We start from the raw sequence: 24,236 nt of genomic DNA, 5'->3' as shown, positions 1-24,236 counted from the left end.
GAAAGGAAGGCTGCCTCATGGCATTCGTACATCTTCACGTCCACAGCGAATTCAGTCTGCTCGACGGCGCATGCCGCATTGGCAGGCTTGCTGCGCGCGCCAAAGAGCTGGGCCAGACTGCGCTGGCCATCACCGATCACGGCGTCATGTACGGCGTGATCGACTTTTATCGTGCTGCAAAGGCCGAGGGCATCAAGCCCATCATCGGCTGCGAGGTCTATGTCGCACCGCGCACCATAGCAGACCGCGTCCACGGCGTGGACAATGATGCGCGCCATCTGGTCCTGCTGTGCGAAAACGAAACGGGCTACCGCAATCTGAGCTATCTGGTCTCCATGGGGTTCCTGCAGGGCTTTTACGGCAAGCCCCGCGTAGACCTCGCCCTGCTGCGGCAGCACAGCGAGGGCCTGATCGCTCTGTCGGCCTGTCTGGCGGGCGAGATCCCGCGCAGGCTGCGCGCCGGGGACTATGACGGAGCCAAGGCCTATGCGCTGGAGCTTTCCGGCATTTTCGGCCCGGAGCATTTCTATCTGGAGCTGCAGGACCACGGCATTCCGGAGCAGCGTGAGGTCAACCGCGGCCTGCTGCGCATCGCGCAGGAGACGGGCCTTCCGCTCGTGGCGACGAACGACGCGCATTATCTCACGCGCGAGGACAGTGAGCTGCAGGATGTGCTGCTGTGCATCCAGACCGGCAAGACGCTCGACGACCCGAACCGCATGCGCTTTGAGACGCAGGAGTTCTACCTGAAGTCCGAGGACGAGATGCGCGCCCTCTTCCCCGCCCTGCCGGAGGCGCTGGAAAACACACAGCGCATTGCCGACCGCTGCAAGGTCGAATTTGAATTCAACCACTATCATCTGCCCGCCTTCACGCCCCCGGACGGGAGCGATTCTCTGACGTATTTCCGCCGCATGTGCGATGAGGGCTTCCGTGAGCGCTACCCGGGTGCCCCTGCGGGCTACCGTGAGCGGCTGGAATACGAGATGTCCGTCGTGGAGAAGATGGGCTATGTCGACTATTATCTCATTGTGGCGGATTTCATCCGCTGGGCCAAGGAGCAGGGCATCCCGGTCGGGCCGGGGCGCGGCTCCGGCGCAGGCTCCATCGCGGCCTACTGCATGCACATCACCGAGATGGACCCCATGCAGTATCACCTTATCTTCGAGCGCTTTCTGAACCCGGAGCGCGTGAGCATGCCGGATTTCGATACGGACTTCTGCCAGCTCCGCCGCGGCGAGGTCATCGACTACGTCATGGGTAAATACGGCAAGGACCATGTGGCACAGATCGTGACGTTCGGCACCATGGCCGCCCGCGCCGCCATCCGCGACGTCGGCCGCGTCATGAACCTGACGTATGCCGAAACGGATGCCGTGGCCAAGCAGATCCCCGCCACGCCGCACATGACGCTCGACGAGGCGCTGCGCATCTCGCCGCAGCTGCGCACAATGGTCGAGAGCGACGAGCGCATCAAAAAGCTCGTCGACACGGCGCGCGGCCTCGAGGGCATGCCCCGCAACACCTCGACGCACGCCGCAGGCGTCGTCATCACGGCAAATCCCGTCAGCGACTATGTGCCGTTGGCGCGCAACGACGAGACCATCGTCACGCAGTTTACCATGACGACCATCGAGGAGCTTGGCCTTCTCAAAATGGACTTTCTCGGCCTGCGCAATCTGACGATCCTCGACGACGCCGCCCGCGCCATCCGCCGCCGCGAGCCGGACTTTGATCTCAAGCGGCTGCCGGACGGCGACGCTGCAACGTTCGCCATGCTGGGTGATGGCAAGACGGCGGGCGTTTTCCAGCTGGAATCCGCCGGGATTACGGGCGTGTGTGTCAACATGAAGCCGCAGTCCATCGAGGACCTCACCGCCATCGTCGCCCTCTACCGCCCGGGCCCCATGGACTCCATCCCGCGCTTTATTGAGAACAAATCCCACCCGGAGCGCATCACCTATCTCTGCCCGCAGCTCGAGCCGATCCTCGCCGTGACCTACGGCTGCATCGTCTATCAGGAGCAGGTCATTGAGATCTTCCGCAAGCTCGGCGGCTACAGCCTCGGACAGGCGGACAACATGCGCCGCGCCATTTCCAAAAAGAAGGAAAAGGTCATCATCGCCGAGCGGCAGACCTTCGTCCACGGTGACGCCGCGCGCGGCATCCCCGGCGCGATCGCAAACGGCGTGTCCGAGACGGCGGCAGAGGCCATTTACAAGGAAATTCTGGATTTCGCGAACTACGCCTTCAACAAGGCGCACGCCGTGTGCTATGCCAAGGTCACCTATGACACGGCCTATCTCAAGTGCCACTATCCCCGCGAATATATGGCGGCGCTGCTGACATCCGTGCTGGACAACTCCACGAAGACGGCCGGATACATCGCCGACTGCCGCGACATGGGCATCCGCCTGCTGCACCCGGACATCAACGCCTCGGAGGACAAGTTCACCGTGGAGCCGGACGGCATCCGCTTCGGCCTCGGGGCCGTGAAGAACATTGGCCGCGGCCTCATCCGGCAGGTCATGGCGGAGCGCGCGGAAAACGGCCCGTTTGTCTCGCTGGAGGACTTTGCCCGCCGTATGCAGGGCTCGGACCTCAACAAGCGCGCCGTGGAGAACCTTATCAAATGCGGCGCGATGGACGGCCTCGGCATGGGCCGTGGGCAGATGCTGGCCATTTACGAAATGGTGCTCGACGCCGCGGCGGACACCTACCGCCGCAATCTCGAGGGGCAGCTGCAGCTCTTTGGCCCGGAGGACGGCGGCATGCCGGAGATCCCCGCGCCGAAGCTCCCCCCGCTGCGCCCGGCGGAGCTCATGCAGATGGAAAAGGAGACGGTCGGCCTCTATCTCTCCGGCCATCCGCTCGACGAATACCGCACGCGGCTGCGCGCGGCGGGCGTCACGCCCGTGCTGCGCATCCTGCAGTCGTTTGAAGAGAACGACGGCTTTTTCCACGACGGCCAGAACGTCCGCATTGCGGGCATGGTCGAGGAGATCCGCCGCAAGACGACCCGCAACGGATCCATGATGGCCTATGTCACGCTGGAGGACGACACGGCGGCGATGGAGCTGCTGACGTTCTCGAACGTGCTCGAGCGCAGCGGCAGCCTGCTGACGGAAAACGCCGCCGTCGTAGCCGAGGGCCGCATCTCCGTGCGCGACGAAAAGGCCCCGCAGCTCGTGGTCAATCGCTTTGACCCGCTTGAGTCCTTCACAAAGCAGGCTCCGCCGCCCATGGCCGCCGCGCCGCGCCCCGCTGCGCAGGAGCAGGCGGTCCTGCAGGCCTCGCGGCTGTATCTGCGCCTGCCGTCGGAGCAGTCGCCGCTGTTCGGCAAGGTCCGCGCCACGCTCAACATGTTCCCCGGCAATGTGGCGGCCGTCCTGTATTTTGCGGATACGGGCGTCCGCCGCGGCACACAGTGCGGCCTGCGCGGCGATATGCTGCAGGAGCTGCGCGCCCTGCTCGGTGAGGATTCCGTCGTGCTGAAATGACCCTGCCCGGCCGAAATTTTGCCCACAAAAATGACAGACCCACTACACAATGGTTACGATTTATGTTATAATATTGGATGGAGAATATCGGCGAAAGGAGAACGCACCCGATGAAGAAGAAATGCATCCGCTTCCTTCCCCTGCTGCTGGCCTGCCTGCTGCTCTGCGGGTGCTTTCTGGAGCCCGCAGAGGGACTTTACGCCGTTCCGAAGCAGTCAGAGGAATACTATGACCTGCAGAACGCCATCGAATTGGCCCTGCCGGACGGTGCGGTCTATGCCCCGCCGGTCTCCGGCGATAACCAGCAGGTCGTGCAGATGGTCGACCTCGACGGCGACGGTGAGGACGAAGCCGTCGTCTACTGCAAAACGACCGGTGAGCTTCCGCTTGGCATCTATGTCTTTGACCGGCAGAACGATGCCTTCACGCTGGCTGCATCCGTGCAGGGCGCAGGCAGCGCGTTCCACCATGTCTCCTATGTCTCCTTCGACGATCAGCCGGGCTATGAGCTCGTCGTCGGCCGCCAGATCAGCGATCAGGTTCCGCAGCTCATGAATGTCTATTCCCTGCGCGGCGGCACGCTGACCGAACTGATGAGCACGGAATACGCCGAATTCGTCACGGGCGATCTGGACGCGGACAGTCGGCAGGAGATCGTTGTGCTGCACAGCGGCGGCGATTCGCAGAACGGTATTGCCGAGCTGTACTGCTGGGCCGACGGTCAGCTCAAGCGTGAGCGCGAGGTCTCGATGTCTGTGGCTGTCTCGTCCGTCAAGCGCATTCTGACTGGCTATATGTGCCGGAACGTCGCAGCGGTCTTCGTCGCCTCGGAGTACAGCGACGGCAGCCTGATCACAGATATTTTCGTCTTCCGCGACGGGGTGTTCACCAACCTCTCCCGCTCGGAGGACGCCAACACCGACGTGCAGACCCTGCGTGATTACTACATTTACGGCGGCGACATCGACAAGGACGGCCTGATCGAGCTGCCGATGCTCTGCCCCATGCCGTCGCTCGACTATGATGCCAGCTCGCAGGATCAGTACCTTGTCAGCTGGTATAATCTGCAGCTCGACGGTTCCCGGGACGAGAAGCTGCTGACATTCCACTGCCACACGGGCGGCTGGTATCTGCAGATCCCGACGTTGTGGCAGGAGCACCTCGTGCTCACACGCAGCGCCGTGGCAGGCAGCACGCTCGGCTACCGCTTTCTGTGGGAAGCCGGCGGCAGCACTGAGGAGCTTCTGACGATTGCCGCCCTGTCCGCATCGGACCTCAGCGCACTTGGAGACGGCTGGCAGGTCCTGACGCAGAAGGGTGAGACGGTCTATGTCTGCCGTCTGGCACGCCGCGCCGTGGCGCTCGGCATCACGGCCGATGCCATCCGCACGCAATTCCATTTTATTCAGAACGACTGGAAGACCGGCGACGTTACAACGTCCTGACCGATCCCCGTTGCAGTCTCCGCCGCTCGGCGGAAGGCAGGAAAAGGAGAGAAGCATGAAAAAGGTACTGATTCTGGAGGACGAGGTCAGCATCCGCAGCTTCGTCGTCATCAATCTCAAGCGGGCGGGCTATGAGGCCATCGAGGCCGGGACCGGCCGCGAGGCGCTTGAGCGCCTGAAGGAAAACCCGGACACCGGCGTGGCCATTCTGGACATCATGCTGCCGGATATCGACGGCTTCGAGGTCTGCCGCAGCATCCGTGCGACGAACAAGGCCATCGGCATCATCATGCTCACGGCGCGCACGCAGGAGATGGACAAGGTCACGGGCCTTATGACCGGCGCGGACGACTATGTCACCAAGCCCTTCTCCCCCGCCGAGCTGACGGCGCGCATCGACGCGCTCTACCGCCGCATCGGCGGCGCGGCCGAGGCCGATCCCGAAGTCATCGTCCACGAGCCGTTCACGCTCAACCTGCGCAACCGCACACTCGAAAAGAGCGGCCGCCGCATCAAGCTCACGCAGGTGGAGTTCGCCATTCTGCAGCTGTTCATGCAGAACCCCGGCCGCGCCCTGTCGCGGGAAGACATTCTCACCTCGGTCTGGGGCCGCGATTATGACGGTGAGCTCAAGATCGTGGATGTGAACATCCGCCGCCTGCGCATCAAGATCGAGGATAACACCGCAAACCCGACCTACATCACCACGGTCTGGGGCTACGGGTATAAATGGGGCCTGTAAGCCCGGGAGGAACCGCCATGAAACGAAACAGCGGCCTGCAGAAGCGCTGGCTGCGCAATACGCTGAGCATTCTGTTTGCCATCGTGCTTCTCTGCGTGATCGCGCTTTCGATCATGGTCGCAGCCTATTACTACTCCAGCATGGAGGCCGGGATGGAGGCCAAAGCGCGCACGAGCACGAGCTTTTTCGACAACTACGTCCGCCAGAGCTACAACGAATATTACCAGTCCTGCGCAAAATTCGCCCAGAGCTTTGACTCGAAGGACCAGATGGAGCTGCAGTTCGTCAACACGAACAACCGCATCGTCGCCTCGTCCTACGGCGTGTACTCCGGTATGGCCGGTGTGACGTCCGACATCCGCGAGGCCATCGAGACGAAGGCCATCGCGTCCTACACCGGAACAAATCCCGCGACCGGCGAGCGCATCATGGCAGTCTCCAGCCCGCTCATCTATACAAACGGCGAGGTCATCGGCGTGCTGCGCTATGTCACGAGCCTGCGCCGCGCCGACCGGCAGATCATGCTCTTCAGCCTGTGCGCCGCGCTTGTCGGCCTGATCGTGCTGCTCGTTGTCTATGTCAGCGGCCGCTACTTTGTCAAATCCATCCTTGTCCCGGTGCAGGAGCTGACCGCCACGGCCAAGCGCATCTCCGCTGGCAGCTATGGCGTGCAGATCCCGCGGAAGTCCGACGACGAGATCGGCGAGCTGACGGACACCATCAACGAAATGTCTGAAAAGATCAGCCGCGCAGAGAAAATGCAGTCCGAGTTCGTCTCGTCCGTCTCGCATGAGCTGCGCACCCCGCTCACAGCCATCAGCGGCTGGAGCGAAACGCTGCTGTCCGCCGGAGCTGGCGTTGACAGCGCCGAGGCCCGCCGCGGCCTGAGCATCATCCAGCGCGAGGCCGCCCGCCTGACGGATATGGTCGAGGAGCTGCTGGAGTTCACCCGCCTTCAGGACGGCCGCTTTACCCTGAACGTCGTGCCGTGCGACCTGCGCACGGAGTTCGAGGACACCGTATTCATGTACGGCTCCCGCCTGCGGCAGGAGGGCATCGTACTGGACTACCTGGAAAACGATGACGATATCCCGGAGATTCCCTGCGATCCGGCGCGGATGAAGCAGGTCTTCCTGAATATTCTGGACAATGCCGCCAAGCACGGCGGCGAGGGCGGCAGGATCACGGCCGAGATCTGCCGGGAAAACGCAGACGGGCAGGACTCCGTCGCCATCCGCATCCGCGACTTCGGCCCCGGCATTCCCGAAGAGGAGCTGCCGCTTGTGAAAAAGAAATTCTACAAGGGCGCCTCCAAGGCGCGCGGCAGCGGCATCGGCCTTGCGGTCTGCGAAGAGATCGTTACGATGCACAACGGCGTGCTCGACATCGCCAATGCCGAGGGCGGCGGCGCGGTCGTCACCATCCGGCTCCCCATTGCAGAGCAATAGAAAGGAAACACATGGCAAAAAAGAACACACAGCAGCCGCAGGAACAATTCAAGACCATGATCGGCGGGCAGGCCCTCATCGAGGGCATTATGATGCTCGGCCCGGAGAAATCCGCCGTTGTCGTCCGCACGAAGGACGGCCTGCAGCGCAAGGTCGAGCCGCGGAAACTCTCGCAGAAGTGGTCGCCGAAGAAGCTGCCGTTCATCCGCGGCATCTTCAATTTCTGCACATCCATGAAGACCGGCGTTTCCGCCCTCATGTATTCCGCGGATTTCTTTGCGGAGGAGGACGAGGACGAAAAAGGCAAGGAGCCCGGCCGTTTTGAGGCCTGGCTGGAAAAGCGCCTGTCCTCCGAGAAGGCGCAGAACGCGCTCATCACGTTCTCCGTCGTGCTCGGACTGGCGTTCTCCATCGCGCTGTTCTTCGTGCTGCCGTCGCTGCTCGGCTCGTTCCTGAACCGCTTTGTCACCACGAATGAGATCGTGCGCAACCTGCTCGAGGGCCTGCTGCGCATCGTGATCTTCCTTGCTTACATGTTCCTCGTGTCCCGCATGAAGGACATGCGCCGCGTCTTCTCCTATCACGGCGCGGAGCATAAGACCATCCGCTGCTACGAGGCTAAGCTCCCCCTGACGGTCGAAAACGCGCGCAAAATGACCCGCCTGCATCCGCGCTGCGGCACAAGCTTCCTGTTCGTCGTGATGATCGTCTCCATTCTGGTCTTTTCCCTTGCCACGCCGCTGCTGCGGCCGATCACGGCGGGCATCACCTCGCACTGGCTCGAGGCCATCGTGCGCGTGGTGCTGAAGCTCCTGCTCCTGCCGATCGTCGTCGGCATCAGCTATGAATTCAACCGTCTCGTCGGCCGCCATGACAACTGGCTGACGCGCGCGCTGTCCGCTCCCGGCATGTGGCTGCAGTACCTGACGACAAACGAGCCGGACGACTCCATGCTGGAGGTCGGCATCGAGGCGCTGACGCTCGTTCTGCCGGAAAAGGAGGGCGAGGACCGGTGGTAAAGAAATACGCCGAGCTCTATCTCGACGCCCGCCGCGCCCTGCTGCCCACAGAGGGCCAGTTTGCCTCGAACGTCGCGCGGGAGCTCATCTGCGCGGCCTCCGGCAAAACGGCAGAGCAGCTGATCTCGGACCGCGACCTCTACGCCTCTGAGGAGATCTGTGAGCTGGCGCAGTCCTTTGTGCGCCGCCGCGTGGCAGGAGAGCCCATGCCCTACATCCTCGGTGAATGGGACTTCTACGGCATGACGCTCACCGTCACGCCCGACGTGCTCATTCCCCGCGATGACACCATGGCCGTGACGGAGCTTGCCATCAAAAAGGCGCTGTTTCTCGAGCAGAATCCGCGCATTCTGGATCTGTGCACCGGCTCCGGCTGCATCGGCCTTGCCATCGCCCGCCGCGTGAAGGACGCGCGCGTGACGCTCGGAGACGTCTCCCCTGCCGCGCTGCGCGTGGCCCGGCAGAACGTCGGCAGCCAGCGCCTGTCCGGCCGTGTGAAGTGCCTGACGATCGACGTCCGGCAGCCCGCGGCCCCGTTTCTCGGCACCTTTGACCTGATCGTCTCGAATCCGCCCTATGTCACAACGGCGGAAATGGAGACGCTCGATCCGTCCGTCCGCGACTATGAGCCGCATCTGGCGCTCTGGGGCGGCGACGACGGACTGGATTTTTACCGCGCCATCGTGCGCAACTTCACCCCCGCGCTCAACCCCGGCGGCTGGCTTTGCTTCGAATTCGGTATGGGCCAGGACGCCGCCGTGTGCGACCTGCTGCGCCGCGCAGGCTATGAGATCGCGGAGCTGAAAAAAGACACCGCAGACATCACCCGGGCCGTGCTTGCCCGGAAGAGAGAGGAAGGCTGACCATGGCACAGAAAAAGCCCGCCTACGAGGCCCCCGCGCCCGCAGACGACAAGAAAAAAGCGTTGGAGACCGCGCTGCACCAGATCGAGAAAAACTATGGCAAGGGCGCCGTCATGCGTCTGGGCGACCGTCCGGAGATGAACGTGGATGCCATCCCCACCGGCTCCCTTGCACTGGACGCTGCCCTCGGCATCGGCGGCCTGCCCCGCGGCCGTATCGTTGAGATCTACGGTCCGGAATCCTCCGGTAAGACGACGCTTGCCCTGCACGTTTTGGCGGAGGCACAGAAGCGCGGCGGCGAAGTCGCCTTTGTGGATGCCGAGCACGCGCTCGATCCCGTTTATGCGGCCGCCATCGGCGTAGACATCGACTCCATGCTCGTTTCCCAGCCGGACACCGGCGAACAGGCTCTCGATATCACAGATGCCCTCGTCCGCTCCGGCGCCATTGACGTCGTCGTCGTCGACTCTGTCGCTGCTCTGACGCCCCGCGCCGAGATCGAAGGCGAAATGGGCGAGGCCTTTGTCGGTCTGCAGGCCCGTCTGATGTCGCAGGCTCTGCGCAAGCTGGCAGGCACCGTCTCCAAGACAAACTGCATCGTCATCTTCATCAACCAGCTGCGCATGAAGATCGGCGTCATGTACGGAAACCCCGAGACCACGACCGGCGGCAACGCCCTGAAGTTCTACTCCTCCGTGCGTCTGGACGTCCGCAAAATCGAGGCCATCAAGAGCGGCACTGAGATCGTCGGCAACCGCACGCGCGTGAAGGTCATCAAGAACAAGTGCGCGCCCCCCTTCCGTGAGGCCGTGTTCGATATCATGTACGGCGAGGGCATCTCCCGCTTCGGCGAGCTGCTGGATATCGCCGTCACGCTGGAGCTTGTCAATAAGAGCGGCAGCTGGTTCTCCGTCGGCGACGAGCGCATCGGGCAGGGCCGCGACAATGCCAAGCAGTATATCGCCGATCATCCCGAGCTGGCCGCCGAACTGGAGGCGCGCGTCCGTGCCCACCTGATGGAGGTCCAGAACAGCCGCATCAAGCAGCCCGCCGCCCCCGCCAAGCCCGTGGATGTTTCTGCGGACGACTTTGACGCCGAATAATGCGTCTGCTTGCCATTGAACAGACGCGCTCACCGCAGGGCAAACTGCGTCTGCGCTTTGACAGCGGCGAAGCCATGCTGGTGCTCCCGGCCGTGGTCGCGGACCTGAGCCTGCGCCCCGGCATGGACATTCCGGACGCCGCACGCGCCTCGCTCGAGGCCGCTGCCGGCTCCGCGTCCGCAAAGGAGCGCGCCGTTCGCATTCTGTCCGCCGCAACGGTCTCCCGCGCCGAGCTGGAGCACCGTCTGCGCCAGAAGGGCGAATCGCCCGAGAACGCCAGGCAGGCCGTCGAATGGCTCGCCGGGCTCTCCCTGCTCGATGACGAGGCCGCAGCCCGGCAGATCGTCCGCAGCGGCACGGCAAAGGGCTACGGCGCGGCACGCATCCGGCAGATGCTCTACGCCAAGCACATCCCGCGCGAGCTGTGGGACGAGGCTCTTGCCGAGCTCCCGGAGCAGGACGACGCGATCGACGCATTTTTACAGAAGCGGTTCCGCGGCAGGCAGCCCGACCGCACGGAGATCCGCCGCGCAGCAGACGCGCTGCTGCGCCGCGGCCATGCGTGGGGCGATATCCGCCGCGCGCTCGAACGTTACGACCCGGATTTTCCGGAGGAATAAGGAAAGAGGTACAACCCCGATGGGCAAACGAGTGGGAATGATCTCCCTTGGCTGTGCCAAAAATCAGGTCAACGCAGAACAGATGCTCTATCGCCTGCAGCAGGCAGGCTACACCCTGCAGGAGGATGTGGACGGCGCGGATCTCGTGATCGTCAACACCTGCGGCTTTATCGACTCGGCCAAGAGCGAGGCCATCGACAACATTCTCGCCATGGGCGCGCTGAAGCAGGAGGGCCGCATCGGCCGACTGCTCGTGACAGGCTGCCTGTCGCAGCGCTATCAGGACGAGATCCTGCAGGAGATGCCGGAGGTCGACGGCGTGCTCGGCACGGGCAGCTATGACGACATCGTCTCCGTGGCGGACCGCCTGCTGAACGGCGGCGAGACCGTCAGCGAGTTCGGCGACATCGACGCCCCGGCAGACGAGGCCGGGCGCGTGCTCACGACGCCGCAGCACTATGCCTACATCAAGATCGCCGAGGGCTGCAACAATTTCTGCGCCTTCTGCATCATCCCCCATCTGCGCGGGCGCTACCGCAGCCGCGCCGTGGAGGACATCCTGCAGGAGGCCCGCGGCCTTGCGGAGTCCGGCGTCAAGGAGCTGATCGTCGTCGCGCAGGACACGAGCCGCTACGGCACGGACCTGTACGGCGCGCCGCGCCTTCCCCTCCTGCTGCACGAGCTGTGCCGCATTGAGGGCTTCCACTGGATCCGCGTGCACTACCTCTACCCCGATATGATCACGGACGAGCTGCTGGACACGTTCGCGTCCGAGCCGAAGCTCGTCAACTACATGGACATTCCTATCCAGCATGTGAACGACGCGATCCTGCGCCGCATGAACCGCCGCGGGACCCGCGCCGAGCTGGACGAGATGCTCCAGAAGCTGCGCAGCCGCCTGCCCGACGCCGTCATCCGCACGAGCCTCATCACGGGCCTGCCCGGCGAGGGCGAGGCCGAGTTCGAAGAGCTCTGTGCCTGGCTCCGTGAGAACAAGCTCGAGCGCGTCGGTGCGTTCGTGTTCTCCCCCGAGGACGGAACGCCTGCCGCCAAAATGGAACATGCGGACGAGGAGGTCGCGCAGCGCCGCGCCGAGATCATCGCCGAGCTGCAGTCGCGCATCATGGATGAGTACAACGCAGCCCGCGTCGGGACGGTCATGGAGGTGCTTTGCGAGGGCGAGGAGCCGGAGACCGGCCGCTGCTTCGGCCGGACCTATGCCGACTCGCCCGATATCGACGGTCGTGTACTGTTCTCTGCGGCGCGCAGTGTCTCTCCCGGTGAGTTTGTAATGGTCCGCATCACAGGCGCCGAGGACGGCGACCTGGTCGGTGAAATGGAGGAGAATGCATAATGACGACTGCAACGAAGATCACGCTGTTTCGTGTCGTGATGATCCCGGTTTTTCTGGTCTGTATGTACCTCAGTGAGATCTGGAGCTGGATGCAGATCGTCTCCTGCGTCGTATTTGCCGTGGCCAGTCTTTCCGATATTCTGGACGGTCAGATCGCGCGCCGCTGCAATCAGGTGACGGATCTCGGCAAATTCCTTGACCCGCTGGCCGATAAGGTGCTTGTCATCGCCGCTATGGCCATGTTCTGCGAATGGGGCATCTATCCTGCCTGGGCACTGATGATCGTTCTGGCGCGCGAATTTGCCGTGACAGGCCTGCGTCTCATCGCCGCCGGAAAGGGCCGCGTCATTGCAGCCGGTTGGTCCGGTAAGGTCAAGACCGCTGTCACCATGACAGGCCTGAGCTTCATGCTCGTCTTCGGCCGCCGCTTTGTGTTCAGCGAGGTGCTCGACTGGATCGTCGTGGCCGCTATTACCGTCACGACGCTCTATTCCGGCATCGAATACTTCGTCCGGAATCACGACGTGTTCGAGAATACGAAATAACCGTTTCCGACGGAAAAGCTCCCGGTGCAGTATCAAACCGCGCCGGGAACTTTTTACATCATCCGCAAACAAGCAAAGCCCCGGTGCTGGTGCACCGGGGCTCCAGAGTGTCGAAAAACCTGCCCAGCCGAAAATTACGGAGGGAAAAAAAGTGTGAAAGGAAACCGTCAGGGTGTCCTTTCGCGTTCCATCACCCGCCGCAGCGGCAGAATTGCAAAATAATACTGCAAAATTCTATTTTGCAATTCTGAAAGCAGCTTGGCGAAAAAGTCCAAAGGGACTTTTTTGACAAGCTGAGGCCCCGCTGCGGGTGCAGCGGGGCCGTTGGGGATATTGCTTATTCTGCCGTGACGATCTGGCCGTTGACGAGCGCGAAGCGCACGCCCTCAGTCAGGCTGGTCAGGTTGTTCAGGTCGTTCTCCGTGAGCGTGTAGTCCGCACCGGCAGCCACGACCGTACCGGCCGCAGGCGCACTGCGGAAGGCGATCTTCATCGCGCCGGGCAGGGCCGAGGCGATGTTCAGGCAGGCCGTCTTGCTCGGTGTATTCCAGAAGAACGGAGCATTGGTCATGTTCGTTCCGGCCTTCAGCTTCAGCGTGATGTCCGCCGCGTTCGTGCCGCTGCAGGCAAAGCCGTTGCCGTTTTCAGCCGAGGCGCAGGTGTTGCCGTAGAATTCGCCGCCCGTGACAGTGACCTTGCAGCCGTTCGTGGCCAGCAGAACGGTGCCGATGCTCATTGTGCCGGTCTCCGCCGTCAGCGCATTGTTGCGGTAAATACCGCCGTTCACTGTAATCTCCGCACCGGCCGAATCGCCGAGAATGGCGGCGCCGCCCTTGGTATTGCTGACGACGTTGTTCTCAAACGTACCGCCGTTCACCGTGAGCTTGCTCTGGCCGAGGATGCTGAGGCAGGAATAGAGGTTGTTGCGGAACGTTCCGCCGTTGACGATGACCTCGGAAGACTTGTCGTCCGTTTTCTGCACCGAGCCTGTTGCAAAGACGGCGGAGCCCTTCCTGATGTTCTCAAAGACTGCGCCGTCCTCGATGGTAACGATCGAGCCATAGGCATAGATGGCATCATCGTCGAAATCGCGGAACACGGTGCCGGACTTAACGACGATCTGCGCCTTCTGGCCGTCGCTCCAGTCACCGCGGATTGCCGTAGCGTACTTGCCCTTGAGCTGATAATAGCGGTTGCCGTCGAACGTGATGTCCTCAAGCGTCAGTGTGCAGTTCAGGACCTCGACAAGATTGCCAGAGGTATTCGTGTCGTTCTCCAGCATGACATAGGCATTCGGAATGCCCTTCAGGGACCACGTCTCGTCGCTGCGTACCACAAGGCACTTGGGGGAAGAGCCCGCCGAAGCCGGCGGGATACTGATGATGTTGTCCCCCGTGGCGGACTGCCGCTCGATAAGCAGCTCCTTCGCGCGCGAACGTCAGAACGGCGGTCTCGGCCGTCTTGCCGTCGTTCGCATCGCTGCCGGTGGCCGCGAGATAGACGACCGTACCGACCACACGGGAAGCATTCAGGAAAACCGTGTTCGTTTCCGTGTCGACCGACAGCTTGTAATGGGAATCCAGCGGCTCTGTCAGCTCAATGTTCGCCAGATCGGCCTCGGTCAGCGTATAGCCGCTGCCGCCAACGATCTTGTTCATGTAAACCTGTGCTTCGAGCTTCAGCCGCAGCGGCTGCTTCAGAGCGGAGGTCACGAGAACCGGCAGACGGGCCGTGCTGTTCATCAGCAGAATTTCGCTTTCCACCATACTCTGGTTCGCAAGGATCAGGCTGCCGTGGGCGTAGATCTGGTACTCTGCGCCCGCCGTGGCGGTATTGCCGAAAATCCTGCCGTTTTCCAGCGTGCAGCTGCTGGGCTTCGTTGCCGAGCCGCCCTGCAGCAGGATGGCTCCTGCGGTAGCGCCGACATTGCCGGTGATCTCGCCACCCTTGAATTCGGCATTGACATACTGACCGACAATGATCGCGCCCACGCCCTTCAGGCTGCCCTCGGCAGCGGCATTGTTGGCGTAGATCTTACCGCCGTTCATTGTGAACGTCGTAAAGCCCTTCGTGGAGCTTCCGGACAAGCTGATGGCACCGGCCGGGACGCTCAAGACGCTGACGTTTGCCTTCGCGGCATCGGTCACGGTATTGTGGTGAATTTCGCCGCCGTTCAGGACGATGCTGCTGCCGCCTTTCGTGGTCGAAAGGCCGATCGTCGCCGTCTTGCAGGTGTTGTCATGGATGCTCGCGCCCTCGTTCATGGTGAAGTCGGCGTTATGCAGATAGAGAATATTGCTGCTGGTCGTAACGGTATTGCAGATCTCGGTGCCCGCATTCAGCGTCAGCTTGCCGGACGTGCAGTTGCCGACGATATAGCTGGAGAACGGCGTGCCGTCCTCGGCAGCCCAGCGCTGCGCGCCGCCGTCAATGCAGATATTCTGGAGCGTCAGGTTACCGGTGGCGTTCACCCAGAACATGTAGCTGCTCTTGTAGCCCTCGGCACGCGTGACCACCGCATCCGGATACTCGCTCAGATCCCAGACCTGCGTATCACCGACGGTGACCATGCTCGTGATATAAATGACCTTGTAGGCCGAATCCGCCAGCAGCTCCTTGGCGCGGGCAAAGGTCTTAACACCCTCTGCCGCCGTCATGCCGGATTTGCTGTCGTCGCCGTTCTTGCCGTCGAGGTAGACATAGTTGAGCTTTGCCTCGGCCCAGGCAGCATAGACCGTAACGTCGGCCTTGATGCTCTGATTACGGTCGAAGAGCTGCGTGCAGGCCTCGTCCGTATACCAGCCGTTGAAGACGTAGTTGTTCTTCGTCGGATTCTTCGGGTTCGTGACATACTTGCCGTGATCGACCTGCGTAGAATAGTAGACCTCGCCGTCGACGATATAGGTCACGGTATAGACATTGGTCTCCCACTTGCCGTAGAGCGTCAGGTTCGTCGTGACCGGCGTGGAGAAGTCATAGACCTGCGTGTAGGCGGCGTCCGTGTACCAGTTCGACACATGGGAGCCGACGCGGCGGGTCTCCGGCACGGGGACGGGCTGGCCCCACGTCACGCTCACGGGTGTGTCGACGTACATGGCGTTGGCGTTCGGGCTGATGATGAAATTGACCTGCATCGTGCGGTAGCGGGTCGTGAAGTCGACCGTAACATCCTCATCAAAGTCCGAGAGGATGAATACGTTCTCCGCGCGGACGAGCGTGCCCGCGGAGGCGGAGGCGGTGTCGAGCTCAAAGCCGTTTTCCGCCACGCCGTAGAGGCCGAACTCCACATAGGGCTCGTTCGTGTTGACCTCGATGCTCGCGACCTTCTGGCCGTGGTACTTGGCATAGCCGTTCTCGCCGCGGAACGTGACGGTCACGGTCTTGCCCGGCTCCGTCGGCTCGGACGGCTCGGTGGGCTCCTGCGTGGGCTCTTCCGTCGGCTCCTCGGTCGGCTCTTCGGTGGGTTCCTCCGTCGGCTCTTCCGTCGGCTCCTCGGAGGGCTCCGTCGGCTCGACCGGCGTGTAATCCGTGACCTTCATGAGCGTGCTGAGGATCTTGGCGGCCTCGGCGCGCGTGATGGACTTCTGCGGCAGGAACGTGCCGTCCGGGTAACCGGCCAGAATTCCGGCCGCAGTCGCCGCGGCGACGGCTTCCTTTGCATAGTCCTGGATGCTCGCGGCATCCGCATAGGTCAGCTCGCCGCCCTCGGGGAGCGTGAGCGCCTTCCAGCCCGCAAAGCGGACCAGCAGGGTCATGGCGTCCTCACGGGAAACGGCCTTGTCGGGGGCAAACGTGCCGTCCGGATAGCCGAGCACGATGCCGTTTTCCGCCGCCCAGCTCACGGCAGCGGAATACCACTGACCGGCCGGGACATCGGAGAAGCTGGTCTGCTCCGTGAGCGTGTCGCCGCTCAGGCGGGCAAGGACCGTGACGAACATGGCGCGCGTCATGGCATCCTCCGGCGCGAAGTTCTTATCGTCCACGCCGTTCATGATGCCCTTTTCCGTGACGTCTTCGATATAGGGATGCGCCCAATGGGTGTCGAGCACATCGGCATAGCTGCTTCCCGCCGCAAAGACGCTCGGGCAAAGCCCAAGCACGAGCGCGACCGCCAGAAGCAGGGATAACATCCGCTTTTTCATGCAGATTTCCTTCCTTTCTGAATCGTTCGGGGGCGCTCCCGCCGCCGGAAGACGGCGGGAGCCTGCGGTCTCGGGATCAGTTCATCTTCAGGTAGTTGACGAGCACCAGAGCGACCTGCGCGCGCGTTGCGCTGCCGGCCGGGTTCAGCGTCGTGGGCGTCATGCCGACGATGATGCCGGACTGCACCGTCCAGCTCATGGCCTCCAGCGCCCAATCGGCGACCTCACCGCGGTCCTGATAGCCCGCAAGGACATCGTCCTTCGCGGTATACTTGCCGCCCCGCAGCTTCCAGTAGCGATAGAGCATCGTGGCCATTTCCTGACGGGTGATCGGGGCCTCCGGACGGAACGTGCCGTCGGGATAGCCGTTGACCACGCCCTGCTCTGCCGCCCAGTTGACGGCGTCGGTGTACCACTGGCCCTCGGCAATGTCCGTGAAGGACGCCGTGCCCTTCGCGGCAGACTCGCCCGCCTCACGATAGAGGACGGTCGCAAGCGTCGCACGGTCCAGCGTGGCGTTCGGCGCAAAGAGGCCTTCGCCCACACCGTTCATCAGGCCCGCGTCATAGGCAGCGTAAACGGCATCGTAATACCAGGCGTTCTCGTCCATCACATCCGCAAAGCGGAAGTCGAAGGCCAGCTGGAATTTTGCCTGCTTGCCGGTCTCTGTCTCGGTCAGCGTCAGCTCATAGCTCTTGCCGTGCTGGCCGCGGAACGTGAGCTGCAGGAGCTGCGTGCCCTCGTTCTGTGCGGCATAGGCCGCCCAGGCAAAGTGCACCGTGCCGGACTTTGAGGCGTCGAGGTCGGTGATGCCGGCCCCGGCATCCAGCGTACCGCGGGCGGAAACGAGCGTCAGGCCCTCGGGGTACGTCAGCTCCAGCCGTCCGTTCTTCAGTCCTTCCCCGGCAAACATGCCGACAGTCAGGCTGTTCGTCTTGCTGCTGTCCGTCGCGCGGACGTCATAGCCGGCGGGCTCGGCGGCCAGAGCCGTCGCACCGGCGCCCAGCAGCATTACGGCTGCAAGAAGCAGCGCAAAGAGTTTTTTCATCATAACAGGAAGTCTCCTTTCCGTGCCGCACTCACTGCAGAGCCGGGAGCGGCTGGGCCGTCAGCGTCTCCGCTGCGGCGGGCTCCAGCGCCTGCATGCCGGTCTGGCGCTCCGCCCACGGAGCAAGCGCCGCTGCGTTGTCCGCAGCCGCATTCTGCAAGGCGGAGTACAGGGCGACGGGCGCCGCGCTGATCTGCCCGATCGAAATGGGCCAGAAGATGTCGGCCGTCAGGTCCACATAGCTGAGCTTGGAGGCCGACGTGGTCAGCACACTGATGTACAGGCGGTTATCCGCATAGTACAGCGCAGAACCGGCGGCATAGTTCGCCATCACGTCCGGCACGTTGCCGAGCAGCGAGCTGGAGTACAGGCCATAGGTCTTGCGGCCGTTGGCATTCTTGTAGTAAGCCATGGAGAAGAGGTAGACGCTGCCGTCGCTGCACAGCATGGCGAAATCATCGCAGGTACCGTACTGCTCCGTCTCCTCCGGGCCGACATAGGTCATGCCGACGATGTAGACACCGCTGCCAATGACGGAGGCAAAGCTGCCGAGGCTCGTCATCGTGCCGGTCGCGGTATCGACACGCAGGAGATTGTAGCCGTAACCGGCCAGCAGGGTGCCGCCGTTCAGGTGCGGCAGATAGGCCATAGCCGTGTAGGCCGCTTTGCTCTGCGAACCGATCTTCGTAGCGGTGTAGTCCGTCTCATCGACGCTGTAGAGCGTGGAAACAAGGTTCTTTGCCTCATCCAGCTCGTTGCTTGCGAGCAGGAGCTTGCCCTCCGGGCCTCTCGTGACGGAAAGGACAGATGCGGGCAGGGGATTGTTTTCGTTCAGGGCCTTGATGCTGCTCTTGTCCTCGGTGTTCAGCTCGAGGAAGAGGGTCGTGTCATCCGTGCCGGGAACGGCCGCACGGAGCGTGGCGTTTGCCGCAGGCTGCTCGACATTGCCGCCGAAGCTCGTCTGATAGGCGGTGACATTGCAGGCGTAGTCATAGACCGCGACGAGCAGGTCGTTGGTGTAGATGCCGTCGAGCGGGAATTCCAGCGTCGTCTCTGTGCCGGGCTCCGTCTGGTTGACGGCCTGGCGCGCGAGGATCTGCTTGCCGTTGCGGCTGAGCAGGAGGACGGCCGCGACATAGCGGTTATCCTGCACCGTGACACTCAGAGAACGCTTGCCGGTGGCAGCGCTGCTGTGCAGCACGATGTCGTTGGCCTGCGGGGCGGTGTTGTCCAGCACGAAGCGGGTCGTCCAGAAGGCGCTCTCCGGCAGGTTCTCTTCGCCGCCGATGACCGTCTCCGTCTCGCGATCCCAGTAGTATTCCGAGACGGCGCGGGTGACGACCTCGATGGGCGTTCCCTCGGGCAGGAGCGTCTTGTTGTCCGCCGCGGTGCCGCGCCAGCTCAGGTTGACCTGCGTGCCGGTCGCGGACCACGCGGCGGAGGAGGCGGAGTAATATGCGCCGGTCGCCGTGCCGTAATCGACGGTCTTATAGACCTCGCCGGTCTCGGCATTGCGGATCGTGACCTTCAGATCGGACGTATTGCGGATCATGGTCGGAACGGCCGCATAGATCGTATTGCCGCTCTCATTGGCGAAGGACGCGCGGTCCGCGATGGCCTCGTCATCCTCGGCATAGAGGTTGCCGCCGAAGTAGTAGCCGGACGTGGAGCCTGCCATGCGCTGCACGAGGAAGTTCGTGCGCTGGGCAACGTAGCCCGTTGCGCCCTCGGTGCACATATCCTCGAGATATACGGACTTGTCATACATGCTCGGCTCGGCCCAGCTGCCGTAGAAGCCCAGCATCGGGACGGAGAGCTGGCGGCCGTCGCCGTCGCAGGAATCGGCATAGAGGAAGCCCTCGATATAGGAGCCGTTCGGATAATGCCCGTTCAGCCACGCCTTGTCGCCGTCGGTCAGGCGGACGGTGAAGCTGACGTTCATGCTGCCGTTTGCGGGAACCTCGTAGGTCACGGCGTAGACGTCCACGACACTCTTGTCGCCCTTGACCGCCGCAAGATAGAGCTGCGCATCGGCCGTGGTGATGGTGCCGTCGGCATCGAGGTCGTACTTCTGCACGGTCTCGGCGTCGAGCGCGTCATGCGTACCGTTTGCGGCCTGCAGCAGGACGAGCGCATCCTGCTCGTCGACCTTGTCGTCGCCGTTAAGGTCATAGACATAGACGCTCTTACCGTCGGCGGAGAACGTCACGTTCGCATCCAGCGCATAGGCGCTGTCGCTCATGTAATCCTCGCCCTCGATCTCCTCGACGGCCATGGTCGTGACCTTGCCGCTGAGTGCATAGTGCAGCGGAGAATCGGACAGGTTCTGGACGGAGAAGCTGCCGGTGTAGACGCCGGTGCGCTCCGCATCGTCGCCGAAGGTCAGCTTGACCTTACCGTCGTTGCCTTCCTTCTCACCGACGAGCAGGTAGGCCGGAGATGTCACGGCCTCCTGCAGCTGCATCAGGCCGGAGCCCTGCTGGCGCGGGGAATAGGTCACGCCGGTGTCCGGGTCGGTCAGCGGCTCGGACGTGCTCATCATGAGCGCCATGGCCAGCGCACGGACCGTGAGGCCCTCCTGCTTGCTGAGCTTGTGTTCCTTGATGTACTGCGCCATGATCGCTGCGCCGCCCGCTGCGGACGGAGCCGCCATGGACGTGCCGCTCATCACGCCGTAGCTGCTGTGGTTCAGCGTGGAATAGATGTTTCCGCCGGGCGTCATAAGCTCGGGCTTCAGGTCGAGATTTTCCGTCGTGCCCCAGGAGGAGAACGAGCTGGGCTTGTAGCCGTCGGCCACGCCGTGCAGCGTCTCGGCCTTGGCGGAGACGGTCATCTTGCCGCCCCAGAGGCCGGTCGTCTCATCCTGCGTCGAAGCCGCGAGGATCTCCTTGGCCTTGGCCTGCTCGATCATAACGGCAGGATTCGGGAAGTTATAGTCCGACAGGTTCATGTTGATGGAGCCGGGCGCGTTGTTGTAGATGACGGCCGCCGCGGCACCTGCCTGAATGGCCGCGTTGGCCTTGTCCGAAAACGAAGAATTGCCGCGGGAGATCAGGACGACCTTGCCCTTCACGTCGACGTTTGCATAGTTCTCGGGCAGGCCGTAGATGCCCTCGCCCTTGACGGGATCGCCGAGGAAGACATAATCATACGTCGTGCCGCTCTGGTCCTCGCTCGTATCGAGCGTGGAGAAATTCTTTGCGCCGTAGGTCTCACCGGTGTCGCCGGGGATCGCGGCAACGCCGTTGAACTTGCCCATCACGCCGCTCATGCTCGTGTTCGTCACGGAGGCGATCGTGAAGGAGTTCGTATAGGAGCCGGGGCTGCCGCCGGTGTGCATGCGCACATCCGTCGTATAGGTCATGCCGGTTCCGGTCAGAACGTTCTCGCCCCATGCGCCGTTGTTGCCGGCAGAGATCGTTACGACGGTATCCGTGTTCCGGAAGCTGTCGAGGATCTGCTGATCACTCTTCGAGGCGTAGCTGCGGCCTGCGCTGCCGGAGCCAAGGGACAGGTTGACGCTGTCGCAGTTCAGCCAGATGGCGTCTTCGATGGCGGCCATATAGTCGGAAGAATAGGCGCCGCCGCCCACGCCGAAGACCTTCATCACGACGAGCTGGGCATCCGGGGCAACGCCCGTAACGCCGAGCTCCTGCTTGTCATAGTACAGGTCGCCGTCAGCGTCATAGTGCGGGACATAGCGGTTCGCCGCCGCGATACCGGCGACATGCGTGCCGTGGTCGCCGTTGCTGTCGCCCTCGGCATCGTGGGAGACATCCAGACCGTCGTCCACATAGTTATAGGCAAAGGGGACCTTGGCATTGCGGTACAGGTCGTCCGCCTTGGGCGGGTTCTCGTCCGCGGAAATGCTCAGGTTGGGCAGCGCTTTTTTGATCTCTTCCTTCGTCAGAAGGTTGTAATCGGAGATCTTCTTGCCGAAGCTCGCCGCGCTGATGCCCAGGCTGTAGTAATAGCCGCCCTCCGAGAACGAAGGATGCGACAGATCAAGGCCCGTGTCGATGATGGCAATGCGGCTGCCCGCGCCGGTGTAGCCGTCTGCCCACGCGCTGTAGGAGCCGACCATCTCGCCCGCAGTCGCCGTATCCGGCTGGACCGTCGCATCAAGCTCGTAGCGTTCCTCCAGGTAGACATCCGCCACGCCGTCCACGGCAAGGATCTGCTCGATCCTGCCATAGGGCACCACCGTTGCAACGCCGTTGACGGCAACGGTGAACTGATAACGGATCTCCAGCTCCTCCCCGCCGAGCGCCTCGCGCTCGATGCGGTCGACCAGAGACAGCTGCTGCTTCTTCAGGCTGCTGCTGTAGCTGACAGCCGCCTCATCCTCCAGCAGGTCTTTGGTAGAGAAGCCCTTCTTCGCCAGAGATTTCTGCTCGAACAGGATGATCACATGGACCTCCTCGTCCGCGGCAGGAACGTCCTGCTCCGCGTCCTGCTCTGCTTCCGGCAGCAGGGCCGCGCCCGCATCGATCACGGAAGGATCGACCTCGGTATACGACACGCTTGCCGCGCTTGCGCCCGCGCCGAAGGACGGCAGGAGAGCAAGCAGCATGCAGGCAGCCAGGACAAATGCGAGGGATCGCTTCGCCTTGCCTTTTAACATCGCTTTTACCTCTTTCCTTTGATTTTCATTCTTTTACAGGAAAGGACGAATCCCGTTATCCTTTACCATGCAAAAGTTTAAGATAATTATGCCATAATCCCCCGTCGAATTCAAGGCTTTATTCGGAAAAATATCCATTTTTTATCGTCATTTGGGCGCAAAAAAGAGGCCGCCCCGCCAAAGCGGAGCAGCCTCTCATCTTTAATGTTCTGTTAAATCTTTGTAAAATATCAGAAGAATTACTCTGCGACAGCGTCCTTCAGAGCCTTACCGGCCTTGAACACGGGAACGCGCGTTGCCGGGATCTCGATGGTCTCCTTCGTCTTGGGGTTGCGGCCCGTGCGCGCCTCGCGCTGCTTCGTCTCAAAGGAGCCAAAGCCGACGAGCTGCACCTTGTCGCCCTTGACGACGGCTTCCGTGATGGTCTCAACGACGGCGCCGAGCGCCTTCTCTGCGTCCTTGCGGGACAGGCCGGCCTTGTTGGCGACTTCCGCAATGAGTTCAGTCTTGTTCATAATGGGTATCCTCTTTTCTCAGTATATCATTCTCCGGGGAGATCCCCGAGCGCATGCTTATAAAATCTACCACATGCCGGGCAAATACGCAAGGTTTTTTCTGGAAAAAATCAGCGAACGCGCAGAATTTTTGCAATTTTCTCGCCCTTGGGCAGCAGCAGGCAGTCCTCATAGGTCAAAACCTTGAGCACAATGATGAGCACGACGTACACGAGGACCGCCACGACGATGGAGCCGAGGCAGGCGACGGCACGGCCCATGCCGATGCGGCCGAGGCCCCAGTAGGCCAGCCACGTCGCGCCGCCCATGAGAACGGCGGCGATGGTCGTCTTCCACAGGTTCGGCAGGAGCTTCGGCGCATTGCGGCGCAGCACGCGGCGCATGGCGATGAGGTTCAGCACGGTGATGACGGCATAGCAGGCGATGGTGCCGACGGGCGCGCCCGTGATGGCGATATCGGGGTTGCCGACGAGAATGTAGTTGACGATGACCTTGACGATGCCGCCGATGAGCGTGTTGACGACGGGGATGACGGCGTGGTTGTGCGCCTGCATGATGGCGTCCGTCATGAGCACGATGCTGTTGAACACCACGGCGATGCCAAGGATGGCCATGAGCTTCGTGGCAAGCGTGAGGTTCGCGCCGGTGTAGCCGCCAAGCAGGGCGACGATGGGCTCTGCCAGCACGATGAGGCCGACGGCGCAGGGCATGGCGATGAGGCCCATGAGTCGCAGCGACGAATTCTGCACGGAGCGCACGCCGCGGCGGTCCTGCAGCGTCAGGCTGTTCGTAATGGCCGGGATGATGGCGATGGTGATGCAGGGAATGAAGGCACAGGGGAAATTGAAGATGGTCTGGCAGTAGTTATAAACGCCCTTGACGACGTCCGCGCGCTCCTGCGTGTAGCCCGCGGCATTGATGAGGCGGTTCATGACCGTCGCCGCATCGAACAGGTTGATGATCTGCAGACCGGCTGCGCCGAGCGTGATGGGCACGGCAATTGCCAGCAGGCGCTTGAGCGTCTCGCCCGCGGGTCTTGCCTGCCCCTCCGCGCGGCTGAGCTCGCGCGTGCGGCGGCGCGTCTTGCAGAAGAGGTAGAGGGCCGAGAGCACCGTGCCGATCGTCACGCCCGCGATGGAGCCGGCAGCGGCGAGCGGGCCGTCGCCGAGGCGATTCATGACGAGCCAGGCAAGGCCGAGGCCAAGGAAGAGCTTGCACAGGGCCTCGATGATCTGGCTGACGGCCGTAGGAGCCATGTTCCCCTGCCC

At 62.5% G+C, this 24,236-nt stretch carries 16 protein-coding genes; 10 read left to right on the top strand and 6 right to left on the bottom strand.

Features of this window, described 5'->3' with window-relative positions:
* Positions 1-17: 17 nt before the first annotated feature.
* The 10 genes from ACMKFF_RS04715 to pgsA all read left to right on the top strand — a co-directional run bounded on the left by ACMKFF_RS04715 (position 18) and on the right by pgsA (position 12,639).
* Positions 18-3,500 (top strand): DNA polymerase III subunit alpha, encoded by a 3,483-nt coding sequence (locus ACMKFF_RS04715; protein ID WP_419496216.1) that lies wholly within the window; start codon positions 18-20, stop codon positions 3,498-3,500.
* Positions 3,501-3,610: 110 nt separating this feature from the next.
* Positions 3,611-4,945 (top strand): hypothetical protein, encoded by a 1,335-nt coding sequence (locus ACMKFF_RS04710; RefSeq protein WP_419496215.1) that lies wholly within the window; start codon positions 3,611-3,613, stop codon positions 4,943-4,945.
* A gap of 55 nt (positions 4,946-5,000) precedes the next feature.
* The gene (locus ACMKFF_RS04705) at positions 5,001-5,687 is read left to right on the top strand and encodes a response regulator transcription factor (protein WP_417324436.1); all 687 of its coding nucleotides are present in this window, start codon (positions 5,001-5,003) and stop codon (positions 5,685-5,687) included.
* A 17-nt stretch (positions 5,688-5,704) separates the two neighbouring features.
* Positions 5,705-7,135 carry a sensor histidine kinase gene (locus ACMKFF_RS04700; protein WP_419496214.1) on the top strand — a complete coding sequence of 477 codons (1,431 nt, stop codon included), beginning with the start codon at positions 5,705-5,707 and terminating at the stop codon, positions 7,133-7,135.
* A gap of 11 nt (positions 7,136-7,146) precedes the next feature.
* Positions 7,147-8,154, top strand: a complete 1,008-nt coding sequence (locus tag ACMKFF_RS04695) for a DUF1385 domain-containing protein (protein ID WP_417324432.1) — start codon at positions 7,147-7,149, stop codon at positions 8,152-8,154.
* Complete coding sequence (gene prmC, locus ACMKFF_RS04690) at positions 8,148-9,017, top strand: peptide chain release factor N(5)-glutamine methyltransferase (protein ID WP_417324430.1); 870 nt, start codon at positions 8,148-8,150, stop codon at positions 9,015-9,017. Before ACMKFF_RS04695 ends, prmC begins: the two co-directional genes overlap by 7 nt.
* A gap of 2 nt (positions 9,018-9,019) precedes the next feature.
* Positions 9,020-10,120 carry a recombinase RecA gene (gene recA / locus ACMKFF_RS04685; protein ID WP_367926576.1) on the top strand — a complete coding sequence of 367 codons (1,101 nt, stop codon included), beginning with the start codon at positions 9,020-9,022 and terminating at the stop codon, positions 10,118-10,120.
* The gene (locus tag ACMKFF_RS04680; protein WP_419496213.1) at positions 10,120-10,740 is read left to right on the top strand and encodes a regulatory protein RecX; all 621 of its coding nucleotides are present in this window, start codon (positions 10,120-10,122) and stop codon (positions 10,738-10,740) included. The genes recA and ACMKFF_RS04680 overlap by 1 nt, the downstream gene beginning before the upstream one ends.
* Before the next feature lie 19 nt (positions 10,741-10,759).
* Positions 10,760-12,094 carry a 30S ribosomal protein S12 methylthiotransferase RimO gene (gene rimO, locus ACMKFF_RS04675; RefSeq protein ID WP_419496212.1) on the top strand — a complete coding sequence of 445 codons (1,335 nt, stop codon included), beginning with the start codon at positions 10,760-10,762 and terminating at the stop codon, positions 12,092-12,094.
* Positions 12,094-12,639 carry a CDP-diacylglycerol--glycerol-3-phosphate 3-phosphatidyltransferase gene (pgsA, locus tag ACMKFF_RS04670; protein WP_419496211.1) on the top strand — a complete coding sequence of 182 codons (546 nt, stop codon included), beginning with the start codon at positions 12,094-12,096 and terminating at the stop codon, positions 12,637-12,639. Before rimO ends, pgsA begins: the two co-directional genes overlap by 1 nt.
* Positions 12,640-12,976: 337 nt before the next feature.
* Here the strand turns inward: pgsA and ACMKFF_RS04665 are convergent, their stop codons facing one another.
* The 6 genes from ACMKFF_RS04665 to ACMKFF_RS04640 form a co-directional block, all read right to left on the bottom strand.
* Positions 12,977-13,921, bottom strand: a complete 945-nt coding sequence (locus ACMKFF_RS04665; protein ID WP_419496210.1) for a hypothetical protein — start codon at positions 13,919-13,921, stop codon at positions 12,977-12,979.
* Complete coding sequence (locus tag ACMKFF_RS04660) at positions 13,854-16,781, bottom strand: S-layer homology domain-containing protein (protein WP_419496209.1); 2,928 nt, start codon at positions 16,779-16,781, stop codon at positions 13,854-13,856. Before ACMKFF_RS04660 ends, ACMKFF_RS04665 begins: the two co-directional genes overlap by 68 nt.
* Before the next feature lie 76 nt (positions 16,782-16,857).
* The gene (locus ACMKFF_RS04655; protein ID WP_419496208.1) at positions 16,858-17,832 is read right to left on the bottom strand and encodes an S-layer homology domain-containing protein; all 975 of its coding nucleotides are present in this window, start codon (positions 17,830-17,832) and stop codon (positions 16,858-16,860) included.
* A 28-nt stretch (positions 17,833-17,860) separates the two neighbouring features.
* Positions 17,861-22,453, bottom strand: coding sequence for a S8 family serine peptidase (locus ACMKFF_RS04650; protein ID WP_419496207.1), 4,593 nt, complete (start codon positions 22,451-22,453; stop codon positions 17,861-17,863).
* 239 nt (positions 22,454-22,692) lie between these two features.
* Positions 22,693-22,968, bottom strand: a complete 276-nt coding sequence (locus ACMKFF_RS04645; RefSeq protein WP_349136543.1) for an HU family DNA-binding protein — start codon at positions 22,966-22,968, stop codon at positions 22,693-22,695.
* A 110-nt stretch (positions 22,969-23,078) separates the two neighbouring features.
* Positions 23,079-24,236 (bottom strand): polysaccharide biosynthesis C-terminal domain-containing protein (locus tag ACMKFF_RS04640; RefSeq protein WP_419496206.1); only part of this gene is annotated, 1,158 nt, incomplete at its 5' end.

The organism is Faecousia sp., assembly GCF_048519415.1.
In the GTDB taxonomy this organism is placed as follows: domain Bacteria; phylum Bacillota; class Clostridia; order Oscillospirales; family Oscillospiraceae; genus JAZOXB01.
The sequence above is the reverse complement of the archived record's forward strand: the minus strand, read 5'-3'. Positions and strand labels throughout refer to the sequence as shown.